Origin of the sequence: Microbacterium luteum (assembly GCF_015277875.1) — a bacterium.
Taxonomy (GTDB): Bacteria; Actinomycetota; Actinomycetes; order Actinomycetales; family Microbacteriaceae; genus Microbacterium; species Microbacterium luteum.
This window is the reverse complement of the sequence record NZ_CP063814.1, coordinates 3,358,934-3,375,177: the sequence shown is the minus strand read 5'-3', so window position 1 is coordinate 3,375,177 and position 16,244 is coordinate 3,358,934. Positions and strand designations below refer to the sequence as shown.

Annotated in this window: 14 protein-coding genes; all 14 read left to right on the top strand. The window is 69.5% G+C overall.

What is annotated here, in order from left to right; translation table 11 throughout:
* Positions 1-89 precede the first annotated feature (89 nt).
* The 14 genes from IM777_RS16325 (at position 90) to IM777_RS16255 (ending at position 16,243) form a co-directional block, all read left to right on the top strand.
* Complete coding sequence (locus IM777_RS16325; protein WP_062633835.1) at positions 90-1,544, top strand: aldehyde dehydrogenase family protein; 1,455 nt, start codon at positions 90-92, stop codon at positions 1,542-1,544.
* A gap of 291 nt (positions 1,545-1,835) precedes the next feature.
* Positions 1,836-3,023, top strand: a complete 1,188-nt coding sequence (locus IM777_RS16315; RefSeq protein ID WP_139833214.1) for a thiamine pyrophosphate-dependent enzyme — start codon at positions 1,836-1,838, stop codon at positions 3,021-3,023.
* A 95-nt stretch (positions 3,024-3,118) separates the two neighbouring features.
* Positions 3,119-3,835 carry a class II aldolase/adducin family protein gene (locus tag IM777_RS16310; protein ID WP_062633823.1) on the top strand — a complete coding sequence of 239 codons (717 nt, stop codon included), beginning with the start codon at positions 3,119-3,121 and terminating at the stop codon, positions 3,833-3,835.
* Between the two features lie 498 nt (positions 3,836-4,333).
* The gene (locus tag IM777_RS16305; protein WP_067119704.1) at positions 4,334-4,543 is read left to right on the top strand and encodes a heavy-metal-associated domain-containing protein; all 210 of its coding nucleotides are present in this window, start codon (positions 4,334-4,336) and stop codon (positions 4,541-4,543) included.
* Complete coding sequence (locus tag IM777_RS16300) at positions 4,543-5,505, top strand: heavy metal-binding domain-containing protein (protein WP_067119702.1); 963 nt, start codon at positions 4,543-4,545, stop codon at positions 5,503-5,505. Before IM777_RS16305 ends, IM777_RS16300 begins: the two co-directional genes overlap by 1 nt.
* A 35-nt stretch (positions 5,506-5,540) precedes the next feature.
* Positions 5,541-7,814: a heavy metal translocating P-type ATPase gene (locus IM777_RS16295; RefSeq protein ID WP_067119698.1), complete on the top strand. Its 2,274-nt coding sequence runs from the start codon at positions 5,541-5,543 to the stop codon at positions 7,812-7,814.
* 49 nt (positions 7,815-7,863) lie between these two features.
* Positions 7,864-8,106, top strand: a complete 243-nt coding sequence (locus IM777_RS16290; protein WP_067119694.1) for a YHS domain-containing protein — start codon at positions 7,864-7,866, stop codon at positions 8,104-8,106.
* A gap of 55 nt (positions 8,107-8,161) precedes the next feature.
* Positions 8,162-8,458 (top strand): metal-sensitive transcriptional regulator, encoded by a 297-nt coding sequence (locus IM777_RS16285; protein WP_067119691.1) that lies wholly within the window; start codon positions 8,162-8,164, stop codon positions 8,456-8,458.
* Between the two features lie 55 nt (positions 8,459-8,513).
* On the top strand, positions 8,514-9,665 hold the full coding sequence (locus IM777_RS16280) for an FAD-dependent oxidoreductase (protein ID WP_067119688.1): 1,152 nt from the start codon (positions 8,514-8,516) through the stop codon (positions 9,663-9,665).
* Positions 9,662-10,909, top strand: a complete 1,248-nt coding sequence (locus IM777_RS16275; protein ID WP_184214646.1) for an MFS transporter — start codon at positions 9,662-9,664, stop codon at positions 10,907-10,909. Before IM777_RS16280 ends, IM777_RS16275 begins: the two co-directional genes overlap by 4 nt.
* Positions 10,906-12,426, top strand: a complete 1,521-nt coding sequence (locus IM777_RS16270; RefSeq protein WP_101305190.1) for a multicopper oxidase family protein — start codon at positions 10,906-10,908, stop codon at positions 12,424-12,426. The genes IM777_RS16275 and IM777_RS16270 overlap by 4 nt, the downstream gene beginning before the upstream one ends.
* 143 nt (positions 12,427-12,569) lie before the next feature.
* Entirely contained in the window at positions 12,570-12,782 is a 213-nt protein-coding gene (locus tag IM777_RS16265) for a YHS domain-containing protein (RefSeq protein WP_067121084.1), read from the top strand.
* 62 nt (positions 12,783-12,844) lie between these two features.
* On the top strand, positions 12,845-14,050 hold the full coding sequence (locus tag IM777_RS16260) for an FAD-dependent oxidoreductase (protein WP_067121082.1): 1,206 nt from the start codon (positions 12,845-12,847) through the stop codon (positions 14,048-14,050).
* An 18-nt stretch (positions 14,051-14,068) separates the two neighbouring features.
* A complete protein-coding gene (locus IM777_RS16255; RefSeq protein WP_067121080.1) occupies positions 14,069-16,243 on the top strand; it encodes a heavy metal translocating P-type ATPase in 2,175 nt (724 codons plus the stop codon).
* Position 16,244 lies beyond the last annotated feature (1 nt).

Here is a 16,244-nt window from a genome sequence, read left to right as displayed (position 1 = left end):
CGGCTGCGAGGACCATCCTCCCGTCCCAGAGGGTGGGCATGCTCCTCTGGAACACAGAAACCGCTTCTGCTGGAAACGAGGAGTCAATGATGAGCCCGTCGACCGATGTCGCAGACCGGGAATGGACCGTCACTCTCGATGGCAAGCCGTGGGCCAGTGCCGCGCGCTACGAGGTCGAGAACCCCACGACCGGGCGTCCCCTGACCTCCGCCCCCGACCTCTCCGAGGAGGAGGTCGGGCGCGCGGTGGCGGCGGCGCAGGCTGCGCAGCCGGCCTGGGGCGCGATGCCGCCCCGAGCCCGGGCCGCCGTGATCCGGCAACTCGCTGCGACGATCCGAGAGCACCGTGAGGAGCTCGCCACTCTCGACGCACTGGACGGCGGGTTCACCCTCTCGATGATGAGGGGCGATGTGGACGCGGCGGCGGAACTCATGGAGATCTTCGCCGACATGGCGCTCGACCTCGGTGGCCGGACGATTCCGGTGAGCACGAACCTCCACTACACCATGCAGGTGCCCTACGGAGTGGTCGCGCGTATCGGTGCGTTCAACCATCCCTTCTTCTTCGCGGCGGCGAAGGTCGCCGCGCCCCTCGTCGCCGGCAACGCCGTGGTCCTCAAGGCCCCGGACCAGACGCCGCTGTCTTCGTTGCGCCTGGCCGAGCTCGCGGTCGGGATCCTCCCGGACAATCTGTTGATCACCGTCAGCGGTCGCGGCGCGGTGACCGGACGCGCGCTGGTGCGTCATCCCGAGGTCCGCCGGATCGGTTTCATCGGGTCCACCGCGACGGGGCAATCGATCCAGCGGGATGCAGCCGAGACCGGAGTCAAGCACGTGTCGCTCGAACTGGGCGGAAAGAACGCTCAGATCGTCTTCGCCGACGCCGATTTGGAGGCGGCTGCGGCCGGTGCCGTCGCGGGTATGAACTTCACGTGGGTCGCCGGACAGAGCTGCGGCTCGACGAGCCGCCTGCTCGTGCACTCCTCGGTGGCCGACGAAGTGATCGGCCGGGTCGCCGAGCGCATGGCCGCGATCCGGGTGGGAGACCCGCTGGACCCGTCCGTGGACATGGGCCCGCTCGTGTCGGAGGCACAGTTCCAGAAGTCCATCAGCGCCATCGCCGAAGGCAGGAAGGCGGGTGCCACCGTGGCGACGGGCGGCGGCCGTCCCGCCGGCCTCGATGAGGGGTGGTTCGTCGAGCCGACGCTGCTCACCGGTGTCAGCCCCGGGTCGTTCGTCGAGCAGAACGAGATCTTCGGCCCCGTCCTCTCCGTCACCACCTTCGACGCCGACGAGGAGGCCGTACGGATCGCCAACGGCGTCCAGTACGGGCTCACCTCGAGCATCTGGACGCGCGACGTCACGCGCGCCCACGTCGTCGCCCGGCAGATCGAGGCCGGCTACATCCTCGTCAACAGTGGCAGCCGGCACTTCTGGGGACTGCCGTTCGGAGGGGTGAAGGCTTCGGGGATCGGCCGCGAGGAGTCCCTCGACGAACTGATCTCGTACACCGAGACGAAGACCGTGACCGTTCTGCTCTCGTAGGGGGGCAGCGCTGCGCGCTGTACGTCGTCGCAGCAAGCGCGGCGCGATCCATGCCGGCGGTGCTGGGAGGCGCTGTTCCCGTCAGCCTCGGGCAAACCCCGTCGAGGCGAAGGCCGCCTGCAGGGATGCCTGGGCGCCGAAAACGTTCCCCGGGCCATCACAGAGGCGACACAGCAGTACACGAAGTGGTCGGCTGAGATCCCCCGGGCGGAGCGGCTTCCGGAGTTCCTCGAGCGAGCGTTCCAGATCGCTTCCACCCCTCCCTACGGTCCGGTGCACCTCGGCATTCCGATGGACTTTCTGGAAGAGGAGATCGAGTTCACCCCGGGACCGGTGACCGAGTATCTGCATGAGGCGCTCGATCCGGATGCGGTAGAGCGTCTCGCCCAGATTCTCAGGACGGCGGCCAGTCCGGTCATCGTGGTGGGGACAGAGGTCGCGCGGTACGGTGCGATTGCCGCGCTGGAAAGGCTCTCCGACCTGGTGGACGCGTCCGTGCTCGGGGAGATCAAGGGCGCCGACCTCGCCTTCCCGAACACCAATCCGAGGTACGTCGGCAAGCTGACCGCATCGAGCCCTGCACTGGAGGGCGCAGACGTCGTCGTCCTCCTCGGCGCCGAGCTCACCGAGGGGCTGGCGATGCCCCTGCCGGATTTCGGTGACAGCCTCGTGGTGCAGGTCACCGTGGACCCGCTCGCTCTGCGCCGGCAGTACGCAGGTCAGGTCGGCATCCTCAGCCACCCCGGGCGCCTGCTCGATGCGGTCGCCGATCGCCTCGCTGAAGGCGGAGCGGTACCCGTGAGCTCGGGCGGGCGGGTGCGAGGGCTCAGAGAGCGCTGGGAAGCGGGCCGCGAAGCCTTGCGGTCGCGCCTGCTCGGCGAGGCTGATGGCGCGGTATCGGCGGCCCACATCGCGGACCTCATCCATCGCCTCGGCGGCTCCGAGACGATCGTCGTCAACCAGTGCGGATCCGCGGAGGGCTTCATCGACACACTCGTCGACTATGGCGCACCGTGGACGTATTTCGGCCTCTCGGGGAAGGCGAGTGCTCAGGGTTGGGGCGCGCCGGCGGCGGTCGGCATCCAGATGGCTCGTCCCGATCGTCGAGTGATCGCCGTCCTCGGCGATGGCGGGTTCATGTTCAACTCCACAGCGATCCACACCGCTGCCGCGTACGACGTTCCGGTCGTCTACCTCGTCCTCGACAACGGGGGCTGGCGGGACGTCGCGACCGTGACGGGAGCGATGGGCAGCTCGCTCGGAGAGCCCGGCGCAGAGGATGCGATGCGCTGGACCTTCCGGCCCCCGATCGACCACGCATCGTACGCCCGAAGCCTGGGACTGAAGTCTTGGCGGGCGTCCAACCCGGAGGAGCTCGAGAGCGCGTTCGCCGCCGCGTTCGCCGAGGATGGGCCGACGCTGATCCAGGTCGCGTCTGCGATGGGCGATGTCCGGGTCTTCGGGCAGGCGTTCGCGTGAGATGTCGAGCAGGAGTGACAGCGCCGTATACGGTGAGTGAGCCGCGTGTTCGGGCTGACAGCGACACGTACGTCTGCAGTAGGGAGCGATGAAGGATGTCAACTGGTGATCGACTAGGGGTTCGAGAGGATCTCGTCGATGCGAATCGCATTCTCGTCCGCCACGGCATCCTCGATGCTTTCGGCCACGTGAGCGTCCGTGACCCCGACGACCCGAGCAGGTTCCTCATCTCCAGAAACCTGGCCCCCGGCCTCGTCACGCCCGACGACATTCAGGTGATCGGATTGGACGGGACGACCGCGGACGACAGACCGAGCTATCTCGAACGATTCATCCACGGCGAGATCTACCGGGCACGCGCCGATGTCCAGGCCGTTGTCCACAGCCACTCCGCGTCGATGGTGCCCTTCAGCATCTCCAGGACGCCTCTGCAGGCGGTGTGGCACATGGCGGGCTTCCTCGGCGAAGCGGTCCCGGTCTTCGAGATCCGTGACAGCGTCGGGTCCTCCAGCGACCTGCTGATCCGCAGCGGTTCGCTCGGCGCGGACCTTGCTGCGACCCTCGGGGGCGCGGCGGTCGCACTCATGCGAGGACACGGATTCGTCGCCGTGGGCGACTCGATCCCGCAGGCGGTCGCCCGCGCGGTCTACGCGGACCTCAACGCCCGAGCACAGGTGACGGCCGGTCAGCTCGGCGGCTACACCGCCCTCACCGCAGAAGAGGGCGCCGCGGCCGCGGAATCCAACAACGGGCAGCTCACGAGGGCCTGGGAGATCTGGAGAGCCAACGCCAGGCGCGGGGAGAGCGTCTGAAAGCGCGCCTCCTCCAGGCGCGCTGAGCAAATCCGCCCGCTCGCGGCCGGCGCGTCATCGCGTCGGCGAAGCCGGCCGTTCGCCCCTGGTGGGGCGGTCCGGCATGCCGGCACACGCCGCCCGCGCCTAACGGCTCGCGCCATGTTGTGTATCTGACACACACAACAGTAGTAGGGGGGGTCGGACATTTGACGGGCCGGGTGTAGGGATTTTTCTAAAATGTCCATTTCGCAGATGAAGTGTCCACGTGGTGTCCATATGGACATTTCGGTCGGGTGGTTCGGGTGATCTCTCCTGCAGCAAGGGGATAGCTGCTGGGCGGGAGACGTAATTCACGCACAGGCGGCCGGTTCGAGGCGGTAGGTCTCACGCGATGCCACAAACAAATCTGAGCATGGACACCACGATTTCCTCAGTACTCCGGAATACCCTAGGGGGGTAGGGGTGTTAGGGTGGGTGTCGCCGATTCTGGCGCATCACCGACGGAAGGAAACCATCATGGCCACCAGCGAGTACCAGGTCACCGGCATGACGTGCGGACACTGCGAGATGTCCATCCGTGAAGAGGTCTCCCAGATCCCCGGCGTGGACGAGATCCAGGTGAGCGCCCAGACCGGCAAGCTCGTCGTGTCTTCCACCAGTGCTCTGGATGACGCCGCCGTGCTGGCCGCGGTCGACGAGGCTGGTTACTCCGCGGTGCGCGCCTGATGAACGCTGCGGGACGACTCAGCCTGTATGGCGCCGGCGTCGTCGTGGCTTTCGGCGGGGCGTTCGGCATCGCGGCAGCTGTCGTCCCGGACAGCGCCGTCGCCAACTGGACGGCCGCGGCTGACGACAGCTCGATGGCCGATCACGCCGGCATGACCGGCGAGGACACCGCCGAGACCGCCACCATCCCCGGCGTCTCCCTCTCCGGTTACGGATACGAACTCAGCCCGATCGCCGCGCCCACCGGAACGGGCGAGTCAGGCGAGTTGAGCTTCCAGATCCTCGACGCTGACGGGACTGCGCTGACCGCGTACGAGTCCTCGCATGAGAAGGACCTGCACCTGATCGTGGTGCGCACCGATGGAACCCAGTTCCGGCACGTGCACCCCACGCTCGACGAGGCCACCGGCACCTGGACGACCTCCTGGGAGTGGACCGAAGCCGGCAGCTACCGGATCTATGCCGACTTCGTGCCGGACGTCGCCGACGGCCCCGACAAGGTCACCCTGACCCGCACGGTCGACGTCGCGGGCGCGTTCACCCCGAACCCGGCGACCGCCACGTCGACGACAAGCGAGGTCGACGGGTACACGGTCACCCTCGATGGGGACCTGACCGCGGGGGAGAGCTCCGAGCTAACCTTGTCGGTCACCCGTGACGGGCAGCCAGTCACCACCCTGCAGCCGTACCTTGGGGCCTTCGGGCACCTCGTCGCGCTGCGCGATGGGGACCTGGCCTACCTGCACGTGCACGCCGAAGGCGACGACCCGCAGGACGGCGACACCGCCGGACCCGACATCCGATTCGCGGCCGAGGCGCCTACCACCGGCCGGTACCTGCTCTACCTCGACTTCCAGGTCGACGGGCAGGTCCACACCGCCGAGTTCGTCGTGGACGCCGGGCACGGCACCGGCGACACGGACACGGACGACACACACAGCGACACGGGCGACGGTCACTGACCGCCCCGCGGTGATCTGAGAGAAGAAGGAACACCATGAGCACCACAGCCCCCGCAGAACAGACCGCGGACTCCGCCGTCGAACTCCAGATCGGCGGGATGACCTGCGCCTCCTGCGCGATGCGGATCGAGAAAAAGCTGAACAAGCTCGACGGCGTCGCCGCCACGGTCAACTACGCCACCGAGAAGGCGAAGGTCACCATCCCCGCCGGATACGACCCGGCCCTGCTGATCGCCGAGGTCGAGAAGACCGGCTACAGCGCGGCGCTTCCGGCCCCGAAGAAGGCCAAGAACGACACCGCCGAGGGCGGGGACGCGGACGATGCCGACCCGGAGCTGACCAGCCTCCGCAATCGGCTCATCGTCTCCATCGTCCTGAGCGTCCCGGTCATCGCGATGGCGATGGTCCCCGCCCTGCAGTTCACCTACTGGCAGTGGGCGTCGTTGGCGCTGGCGGCGCCGGTCATCGTGTGGGCGGCGTTCCCGTTCCACAAGGCGGCGTGGGCGAACCTCAAGCACGGCACCGCGACGATGGACACGCTCATCTCGATGGGCACGACCGCCGCGTTCCTGTGGTCGCTGTACGCGCTGTTCTTCGGCACCGCCGGCACCCCCGGGATGACGCACCCGTTCGAGCTCACCCTCGCCCCCTCGGAAGGAGCCGCGAACATCTACCTCGAAGTCGCCGCCGGGGTGACGATGTTCATCCTCGCCGGCCGCTACTTCGAGAAGCGGTCCAAGCGTCAGGCCGGCGCCGCGCTGCGCGCGCTGCTCGAGCTCGGCGCGAAGGAAGTATCCGTGCTGCGCGACGGGGTGGAGACGAAGATCCCGGTCGAGGACCTGCAGGCGGGGGACGAGTTCATCGTCCGCCCGGGCGAGAAGATCGCCACCGACGGTGTCGTGGTTTCCGGCACGTCCGCCGTGGACGCCTCCATGCTCACCGGCGAATCCGTCCCGGTCGAGGTCGCCGAAGGCGACCCCGTCACCGGAGCCACGGTGAACGCCGGCGGACGCTTGGTAGTTCGCGCCACTCGGGTCGGCTCGGACACGCAGCTGGCGCAGATGGCCAAGCTCGTCGAGGACGCCCAGACCGGAAAGGCTGAGGTGCAGCGCCTGGCCGACAAGATCTCCGGCGTGTTCGTCCCGATTGCGATCCTCATCGCCGTCGTCGCGATGGGGGCATGGTTGGGTGCCGGGTTCCCTGTCGCTGCCGCGTTCACCGCCGCCGTCGCCGTGCTGGTCATCGCGTGCCCGTGCGCCCTGGGTCTTGCCACGCCGACCGCGCTGCTGGTCGGCACCGGCCGCGGCGCGCAGATGGGCATCCTGATCAAGGGCCCGGAAGTGCTGGAATCCACCCGCAAGGTCGACACCGTCGTGCTCGATAAGACCGGCACCGTCACCACCGGCAAGATGACCCTGGTCAACGTCGTCACCGAGCCGGGCACCGATGCGGACGAGCTACTCCGCCTCGCCGGTGCACTCGAAGACGCCTCCGAGCACCCCATCGCGCAGGCGATCGCGAAGGGCGCCACCCAGCAGACCGGCACCCTCCCCACCGTGGAAGGGTTCACGAACCTGGAAGGCAAGGGCGTGCAGGGTGTCGTCGACGGACACGCACTCATCGTCGGCCGGGAATCGCTGCTGGCCGAGTGGTCGCTGCGCCTGAGCGCCGAGGTTGCCGCCGCGAAGGCGCAGGCCGAAAGCGAAGGCAAGACCGTCGTCGCCGTCGGATGGGATGGTGCCGCTCGCGGCATCCTCATCGTCGCCGACACCGTCAAGCCGACCAGCAAGGAGGCCATCGCCCAGCTCAAGGCACTCGGCCTGACTCCGGTGCTGCTCACCGGCGACAACGAGGCGGTCGCCCGCCAGATCGCCGCCGAGGTCGGTATCGACCAGGTCATCGCCGAAGTCCTCCCGAAGGACAAGGTCGATGTCGTCACCCGCCTCCAAGGCGAGGGAAAGGTCGTCGCGATGGTCGGAGACGGTGTCAACGACGCCCCCGCGCTCGCGCAGGCCGACCTCGGCTTGGCGATGGGAACCGGCACCGACGTCGCGATCGAGGCCTCGGACATCACCCTGGTCCGCGGCGACCTGCGCAGCGCCGCTGACGCGATCCGGCTGTCCCGCAAGACCCTCGGCACTATCAAGACCAACCTGTTCTGGGCCTTCGCCTACAACACGGCCGCGATCCCGGTCGCAGCCCTCGGTCTCCTCAACCCGATGCTCGCCGGTGCCGCCATGGCACTGTCCAGCGTGTTCGTCGTGGGCAACAGCCTGCGTCTGCGCGGATTCAAGAGCATCGCCCGCTGACCGGGCAACCCGGCAGCACCTACCACCCACATCGGAAGGAACACCACCCATGTCCAGCTGTTGCAGCACCAGCGCCCCCGCCCCCGGCGGCCGTGAGAACCTCCTCGACGCCGCCGGTGGCGCCGACATGACCACCTGCCCCGTGATGGAGGGCACCCCGGTCAACAAGGCCACCGCCGTGGCGGCCGGCCTGTTCCGCGACTACGAGGGCGAGCGGTACTACTTCTGCTGCGCCGGCTGCGGTCCCGCGTTCGACGCGGACCCGGCCCGCTACGCCGCCGCCATGGCCTGAGCCTCACTCCCGGTGCCCACACACCCCGTGCGGGCACCGGGAGACCGGACCCTTCATGACCTCCACCATCGCGGCCGCCCGCGAACCGGGCTACATCACCGACCCCCGCACCTACCGGAACCGGCTGCGCCGTCTGGAAGGGCAGATTCGCGGGCTCACCGGGATGATCGAGCAGGAACGCCCCTGCATCGATACCCTCACCCAGATCTCCGCCACCCAACGCGCGCTCCAGGGTGTCGGTCTCGCCCTGCTGACGGACTACCTGCGCCACGCGCACGCCACCGGCACCCTCACCGACGACACCGTCCTTGATGCCGCCTCGACCGCGATCACCCAGCTGATCCGGTCCTGACCCTGCCCTCCTCGCAGCGCCGCGACCCCCGTACCCCGGAAGCGAACTGCACCTCATGCCCACCCACCATGTCCTCATCCTCGGGGCAGGAGCAGCCGGCGTCGCCGCCGCAACAGCCCTCGCCCGCCACGAGGACATCCACGTCACCCTGGTCGGCAGAACCCACGAGACCCCGTACATCCGGATGCACATCACCGGCGTCGCGTTCGGTCCCACCTTGCCCGAGACCATCCACGCGCCGCTCCCGCCCGTCACCGTGCTGGCAGACACCGCCACCCACCTCGACCCGATCAGCCGCATCGTGCACCTCGCCTCCGGCGCACAGTTGCGCTACGACGCGGTCATCATCGCCACCGGCAGCCGCCCGGACACCCTCACCCCGGGCCTGCCCGGGCGGCACACTCCCGCTGCACGGCACCAGGTCGTCACCCTGCACAGCATCCAGGACGCCCAACAGATCCGAGAACACCTCACCCGCACCGCCGGGCCGTCCCGGGTCGCGATCTACGGCGGCGGATTCACCGGCGCGGAGACCGCGTCCGCACTCCACGCCGCCGGACATCACGTCGCCCTCATCAGCCGCTCCCGCATCCCCGGGCGGGCCTCCTTCGGCGCGCAGATCGCCGCCCACATCACCGGCATCCATCGCGGCAAAATCACCACATTCCTGGGCCGCACGATCACCGCCGTCCGTGACAGGAGCCCGCTGCTGGGGATCACCCTGGATGACACCACCACGCTCTCCGCCGACCTGCTCATCACCGCCCTCGGCAACGCCCCCACCGCACCGGGACCGTTCTCTTCCGGGGTGCCTGTCGATGACCGGCTGCGGAGCACTGCCCCGCACGTGTACGCGGCCGGCAGCACCGCCATACACCGCGACGACCACCTCGGGATCTGGCGCCTGGATCACTGGGCCGACGCGGCCGCGCAAGGACAGCACGCCGCCGCCGCGGTGCTCCACGACCGCACCGGCGCCGCCGACCCGGGACCCTACCGTCCTCGTAGCTCCTACACGTCACTGATCCACGGCACCGCCATCACCGGCATCGGGTACACCATGACGCCCGCCACCGAAGGACAGGGCCCAGGACCCGGCACCCTCGTCACGCACACGCTCAACGGTGCTCTGGTGGGGGTGAGCGGTGTCGACGCGGTCGCCACCGTCCACGAAACCGCCCAGCACCTGCACGAGAGCGCCGCATGACCGCCGCCACCCCTGTGACCCCGGCCACTCGTGCCCGCGGCGGGTTCTGTCTCGCCGTGACCGGCACCGTCGTGCTAATGGCGGCCGCGTCGGCGCCTTCCCCGTTCTACCCGCAACTCACCGAGCAGCTCCAGCTGCCCCCGGTGGCCACCACTCTTATCTTCGCGATCTACGCCATCCCGCTGCTGCTCGCACTGCTGACGCTCGGGTCGCTTTCTGACCGGGTCGGGCGTCGCGGCATCCTCACCGTCGGATCGGTGGCCCTGTCGGTGAGCCTGCTGATGTTCTGGGCCGCCGATTCCTTCCTGCTGCTGCTCGCCGCCCGCGCCCTGCAAGGCCTGGCGGCGGGACTGCTGGTCCCGGTTCTGAACGCCATGATGGTCGACCACGAACCCTCCCGCTGGCTGGGGGCGGCCGCGCTGGCCAACACCGTGGCCCCCATGGCCGGTCTCGGGCTCGGGGCGCTCACCGCCGCTGGACTGCTGGACCTACCCGGCATCGACGCGGGCACCATCTTTCTGCTCCTCGCCGCGGTGTTCCCTCTCCTCGCCGCCACCGCCTGGACCATTCCCACCCCACCCGTCCTTCCCGGGGACGCGGGACCGGACCCACGGGCCCGGCGGGTCTCGGCGGCGACGCGGCGGCGGATCATCGTCTCGGTCGCCCCCGCCATCATCGCCGGGTGGGTCACCAACGGTCTGTTCCTCGCCCTGGGACCGGGGATCATCGCCACCCGGTTCCACGCCGACACCTACCTGCACCAGGCCGGGTCCATCATCATCCTCGCCGCGGCCGGGGTGGTCGCCGCCACCGCACTGCAGGGGGCCACCGCCCGGCGGATCAGCGTGTTCGGGGCCGTGTCTCTCGGCGCAGGCACCGTGCTCAGCCTCGCCGCGCTGGCCGTGCCAACTCTGCCCGGGTACCTCGCCAGTGTCGCGGTCGTGGGTGCCGGGTTCGGGACTGCCTTCATGGGCGCGATGCGCACCCTGCTGCCGCACGTCGACCCCGGGCAGCGCGCCACCGTTATGGCCGTGATCTACACGATCTCCTACCTCGCGATGTCCGTCCCCGTCGTGCTGGCCGGCTTCCTCGTCCCCGCTCTCACCCTCCCTGGAGCCGCGGCCGTGTTGGGGGGAGTGGTGGTGCTGCTCAGCATCACCGCCACCCTCACCCACCTGCGCACCCCCACGGAGCTCACACCGCCCGCCACGCAACATCGACCGAAAGGGACCCGCCGACCATGACCGCCCCCGCGCCCCGCCGTTCCCCCCACCTCACCCGGCGACGCTTCCTCGCCCTCGGCGCCACCGCCGCCGCGGTTGGAGCTCTGGCCGCCTGCACCCCCACCCCCGCCTGGGTCAGCCCGACGGGAGCGGCCGTCGACCGCACCGAACGGGGCCGTGGCGGCACCGGCCGCGTGGTCACCGCGACGCTGACGGCGGCGGCGGCGACCCTCGATCTGGCAGGAACACCCGCGTCCACGTTCTCCTACGGCAGCATCCCCGGGCCTGTCCTGCGCGTCCAGGCAGGAGACACCCTGCAGGCCACCCTGCGCAACACCCTCCCCGTCGACACGTCCGTGCACTGGCACGGCCTGGCACTCCGCAACGACATGGACGGCGTCCCCCCACTCACCCAGACCGCGACCCGCCCCGGCGAGTCGTTCCAATACGAGTTCATCGCCCCCGACCCCGGTACGCACTGGTTCCACCCGCACGTCGGCGCCCAGCTGGACACCGGCCTATACGGGGTGCTCATCGTCGAAGACCCGAATGAGCCGCTGCGCTACGACGACGAATGGGTCATCGTCCTCGACGACTGGCTGGACGGGGTCACCGCCACCCCCGACGCGGTGCTCGAGCAGCTGCGAGAAGGAATGGGCGACATGGGCGGGCACGGCGACATGTTCATGCGGATGGGGAACATGCTGATGGGCGCCGACTCCGACCTACTCGGCGGCGACGCCGGCGACGTGTACTACCCGCACTACCTGATCAACGGCAAACCCGCCGCCGACCCCGCCCAATTCACCGGCACGCCCGGCACGCGGGTACGGATCCGGCTGATCAACGCCGGCGGCGACACCGCGTTCCGCGTCGCCATCGGCGGGCACCGGCTGACCGTCACCCACACCGACGGGTTCCCCGTCGACCCGGTCGCTGCCGATAGCGTCCTGGTGGGAATGGGGGAACGCTACGACGTGATCGTCACCCTGGGCGACGGTGCGTTCCCCCTGGTGGCGGAGGCCGAAGGCAAGCGGGAACGCGGCTTCGCCATCATCCGCACCGGCAGCGGACAGGCGCCCACCCCGGACGCGGACATCGCCGAACTGGGCGAAGGCCGCGTCGTCGCGGTGGCGAGCATGCTCTTCGCCGCACCCGAGGTCACCCTCGACCGTCGTGACGTGGACCGCACCCTCGACCTCACCCTCACCGGCAGCATGGCCAATTACGACTGGGGGTTCAACGGCACCCAGTTCGACATGCACAACCCGTTGCGCGGCGCGCACGCACTGGTCGCGGGGGAACGGGTGCGGCTGCGGGTGACGAACGACACCGACATGTGGCACCCCTTCCACCTGCACGGCCACACCTATCAGCACGCCGGTGGCGGCCCCCGCAAAGACACCTCCATCGTGCTGCCGAACCAAACCCTCGACCTCGAGTTCGACGCCGACAACCCCGGCCAATGGATGACCCACTGCCACAACATCTACCACGGCGAAGCCGGGATGATGACCGTGCTCGCCTACCGCCCCTGAGCACCAGCAGTCCAGGGAATACACGCCACACCCCACCTGTTGTCATACCCGTACAGGGTATAGCCTGGAGGGGTTCGGACGCAGACAAACGAGGCAGCGACGACGGCTGCCGCCCCGGACCCACATCACGGAGAGCAACGGATATGAGCCACGACCATCACCACGAAGCACCCGCCGGCACCCCCGCCGATGACATCGTCACCTGCCCGGTGATGCCCGGCAGCACCGTCAGCAAGAGCACCGCGGAAGCCCAAGGCCTCTACCGGGACTACGACGGGCAGCGGTACTGGTTCTGCTGCTCCGCCTGCGGCCCCCTCTTCGACGCCGACCCCGCCAAGTACGCCACGGCCGCCTAACCGACCACAGGCCGGGGATACCGGTCACCAGCCCCCACATTCGCGAGACGCAAGGAGCAACATTGTCACCCCAGAAGGTCCTCATCCTGGGAGCCGGCGCCGCCGGCGCGGCCGCGGCGCGCGTTCTTCACGGTTCCGGCACGGTGAGCGTCACCCTCGTCGACCGCACCGGACAGGCCCCGTACAACCGCACCCTGGTCAACAAGGGGGTCGCGATCGGGCTGCTCACCCCGGAACAGGTCGTCACCCCCGGGGTGGAGGTCATAAGTGACACCGCGGTCGAGGTCGACCCACAGGGAAAGACCGTGCGGCTCGCATCCGGCCGGATCGAACCGTACGACGCGCTCCTCCTCGCCACCGGCAGCACCCCCCGCTTGCTGCCGGACACGCTGCCCGGCCTGACCGCCGCCACGGAGGCAGGACGGGTCACCACCCTGCACTCCCTGGAAGACGCGGTCGCCGTCCGCGACCTCCTGGGCACGCTTGGCCGCCCCGCGCAGATCGTCATCTCCGGTGCCGGTCTGGTCGCGGCCGAGACCGCCACGCTGCTCCGCGACCGTGGACATCAGGTCACCCTCCTCGCCCGCGCGACCACCCCCGGGGTCAGCGTGTTCGGCGCCGGCGCCGCGGAGCGCCTCGCCGCCGCGCACCGGGAGCACGTGGACGTCGCGTTCGGCCGCACCCTCACCGCCGTCACTGACACCGGCACACAGCTCGAGCTCGCCTTGGACGACACCACACAGCTGACGGCGGATCTGCTGATCATCGCCCACGGAACCACCCCGACCGGCCCCGCCCCTTGGGAAGACGGGGTCATCGTGGACGGGAAGCTGCGCACCGCCACCCCCGGCGTCTACAGCGCCGGCGGGGTCGCCGCACACTATGACACCACCCTGGGCGCCTGGCGCATCGATCACTGGTCGGACGCGGCCGCGCAGGGTGAACATGCCGCACGCACCATGCTCGCCGACCTCGGCGCCGGCACCCACCCGGGCGACTACCAGCCCCGCGCCCCCTTCACGGCAACCGTGCACGGCATGATGGTCGCCGGTGCCGGGATCACCGGGGGTCACACCTCCGCACGCATCGACACTACCGACCCGCTCCTGGTCGTCCACGAGCATGACGGTGTCCCCGTCGGGGTGCTCGGGCTGGACGCCGTGCCCGCGGTGTTCGGGTGGATGCCGAACCTTCATACTCCTGCCGCGACCGATCCGCAGGACCTCGCCTCCGCGGGAACCGCGACGGCAGACTCACACCAACGCTAGGCACAGGGAAGTGAACCGATGACTGACCCGCACGCACACCACACCGACCACCCCACCGGCAAGGCCGCCACCGCCACCGGGGGAGACACCCGCCACGGCGACCACACCCCCGAGCCGCCCACCCAGCACGACACCCACACCGGCCACGGCACGCAGGCCAGCCACGGGGACCACGCAGGTCACGATGGTGGTGGCCACGGCGGCGGGCACGGTGGGCACGGGGATCACGTCGGCCAGTTCCGGCGACTGTTCTGGATCAACCTGATCATCGCCGTCCCGGTCGTGGCGTTCTCCCCGATGTTCGCGATGATCCTCGGCTACACCGTCCCCGACTGGGCACTGTTCATCGCCCCCGTCCTCGGCACCGTCATGTACGCGTGGGGCGGGTGGCCGTTCCTGACCGGTGCGGTCAGCGAACTCCGCTCCCGCAAACCCGGCATGATGCTGCTGATCGGTCTGGCCATCACGGTCGCGTTCTTCGCGTCCTGGGGCGCCACCCTGGGCCTGCTGCACCACGAGCTGGAGTTCTGGTGGGAGCTGGCGCTGCTGATCGTGATCATGCTGCTCGGTCACTGGATCGAGATGCGCTCCCTCGCCCAGACCAGCTCCGCGCTGGACACCCTCGCGGCGCTGCTCCCGGATGAGGCAGAGCGCGTCGAAGGGGACCAGATCGTCAAGGTCTCACCCGCCGACCTGCAGGTCGGGGACGTGGTGGTGGTCCGCCCCGGCGGCAGCGTCCCCGCCGACGGGAAGATCGTCGACGGCCGCGCCGACATGGACGAGTCCATGGTCACCGGTGAATCCCGCCCCGTCGCCCGCGGCACTGGCGACCCCGTTACCGCGGGCACCGTCGCCACAGACTCCGGCCTTCGCGTGGAGGTCACCGCCACGGGGGATGAGACCACCCTCGCGGGTATTCAGCGGCTGGTCACGGAGGCACAGAACTCGTCCTCTCGGGCGCAGCGGATCGCCGACAAGGCGGCGGCGCTGCTGTTCTGGTTCGCGCTGGGCGCCGCCGCGATCACCGCGGTGGTGTGGACTGTCGTCGGCAATCCCGATGCGGCGGTCGTGCGCACCATCACCGTGCTGGTCATCGCCTGCCCGCACGCGCTGGGCCTGGCGATCCCGCTGGTGGTGTCCATCGCCACTGAGCGCGCCGCCCGTGGCGGGGTGTTGGTGAAGGACCGGCTCGCGCTCGAGAGCATGCGCACCGTCGACACCGTGCTGTTCGACAAGACCGGCACCCTCACCAAGGGCGAGCCCACCGTCTCCGCCGTGGAACCGGTCGGTGACCTGGACGCTGACCAGGTGCTCGCGATCGCCGCGGCGGCCGAGGCCGACAGTGAGCACCCGCTCGCTAGGGCCATCGTTCGCGCCGCGAAGGACAAGAACCTGACCCTGCCGAAGGCGACCGGGTTTTCCTCTTCCCCGGCGGTCGGTGTCACCGCGACCGTCGACGGTGCGGAGATCCGTGTCGGCGGTCCCCGTCTGCTCGAGGACGTCGGTGCCAGCGAGGTCGACACGGCGGACGCGTGGCGTAGCGAGGGCGCGATCATCCTGCACGTGACCCGGGACGGAAAAGTCATCGGCGGGCTCAAGCTCGCCGACGAGATCCGCCCCGAGTCCCGTGAAGCCGTCGATGCCCTGCACAAGCTGGGTGTCCAGGTGGTCATGATCACCGGCGACGCCGAAGCCGTCGCGAACGCCGTCGGCGCCGAGCTGGGCATCGACCGGGTCTTCGCGCACGTGCGCCCGGAGGACAAGTCCAGCAAGGTCGCCGAGCTGCAGAAGGAGGGCCGCAAGGTCGCGATGGTGGGCGACGGCGTCAACGACGCCCCCGCCCTCGCGCAGGCCGACGTCGGCATCGCGATCGGCGCCGGCACCGACGTCGCGATCGCGTCCGCCGGGGTCATCCTCGCGAGCTCCGACCCGCGCAGTGTGCTGTCGGTGATCCAGCTGTCGCGTGCGGCGTACCGGAAGATGAAGCAGAATCTGTGGTGGGCTGCCGGGTACAACCTGATCTCCGTGCCGCTCGCCGCCGGCGTGCTCGCCCCCATCGGGTTCGTCCTGCCGATGTCGATCGGTGCGATCCTGATGTCCCTGTCCACCGTCGTGGTCGCCCTGAACGCGCAGCTGCTGCGCCGCATCGACCTCAGCCCCGAAGCCAGCACCCGCGCAGCGCTGGACAGCTAAA

Excerpts from the sequence above, each read along its gene's own strand:
- IM777_RS16275 (WP_184214646.1), top strand. The coding sequence starts at position 9,662 with ATGACCGCCGCCACCCCTGTGACCCCGGCCACTCGTGCCCGCGGCGGG.
- IM777_RS16305 (WP_067119704.1), top strand. The coding sequence starts at position 4,334 with ATGGCCACCAGCGAGTACCAGGTCACCGGCATGACGTGCGGACACTGC.
- IM777_RS16300 (WP_067119702.1), top strand. The coding sequence starts at position 4,543 with ATGAACGCTGCGGGACGACTCAGCCTGTATGGCGCCGGCGTCGTCGTG.
- IM777_RS16285 (WP_067119691.1), top strand. The coding sequence starts at position 8,162 with ATGACCTCCACCATCGCGGCCGCCCGCGAACCGGGCTACATCACCGAC.
- IM777_RS16270 (WP_101305190.1), top strand. The coding sequence starts at position 10,906 with ATGACCGCCCCCGCGCCCCGCCGTTCCCCCCACCTCACCCGGCGACGC.
- IM777_RS16295 (WP_067119698.1), top strand. The coding sequence starts at position 5,541 with ATGAGCACCACAGCCCCCGCAGAACAGACCGCGGACTCCGCCGTCGAA.
- IM777_RS16315 (WP_139833214.1), top strand. The coding sequence starts at position 1,836 with ATGGACTTTCTGGAAGAGGAGATCGAGTTCACCCCGGGACCGGTGACC.
- IM777_RS16310 (WP_062633823.1), top strand. The coding sequence starts at position 3,119 with ATGTCAACTGGTGATCGACTAGGGGTTCGAGAGGATCTCGTCGATGCG.
- IM777_RS16290 (WP_067119694.1), top strand. The coding sequence starts at position 7,864 with ATGTCCAGCTGTTGCAGCACCAGCGCCCCCGCCCCCGGCGGCCGTGAG.
- IM777_RS16280 (WP_067119688.1), top strand. The coding sequence starts at position 8,514 with ATGCCCACCCACCATGTCCTCATCCTCGGGGCAGGAGCAGCCGGCGTC.
- IM777_RS16325 (WP_062633835.1), top strand. The coding sequence starts at position 90 with ATGAGCCCGTCGACCGATGTCGCAGACCGGGAATGGACCGTCACTCTC.
- IM777_RS16255 (WP_067121080.1), top strand. The coding sequence starts at position 14,069 with ATGACTGACCCGCACGCACACCACACCGACCACCCCACCGGCAAGGCC.
- IM777_RS16265 (WP_067121084.1), top strand. The coding sequence starts at position 12,570 with ATGAGCCACGACCATCACCACGAAGCACCCGCCGGCACCCCCGCCGAT.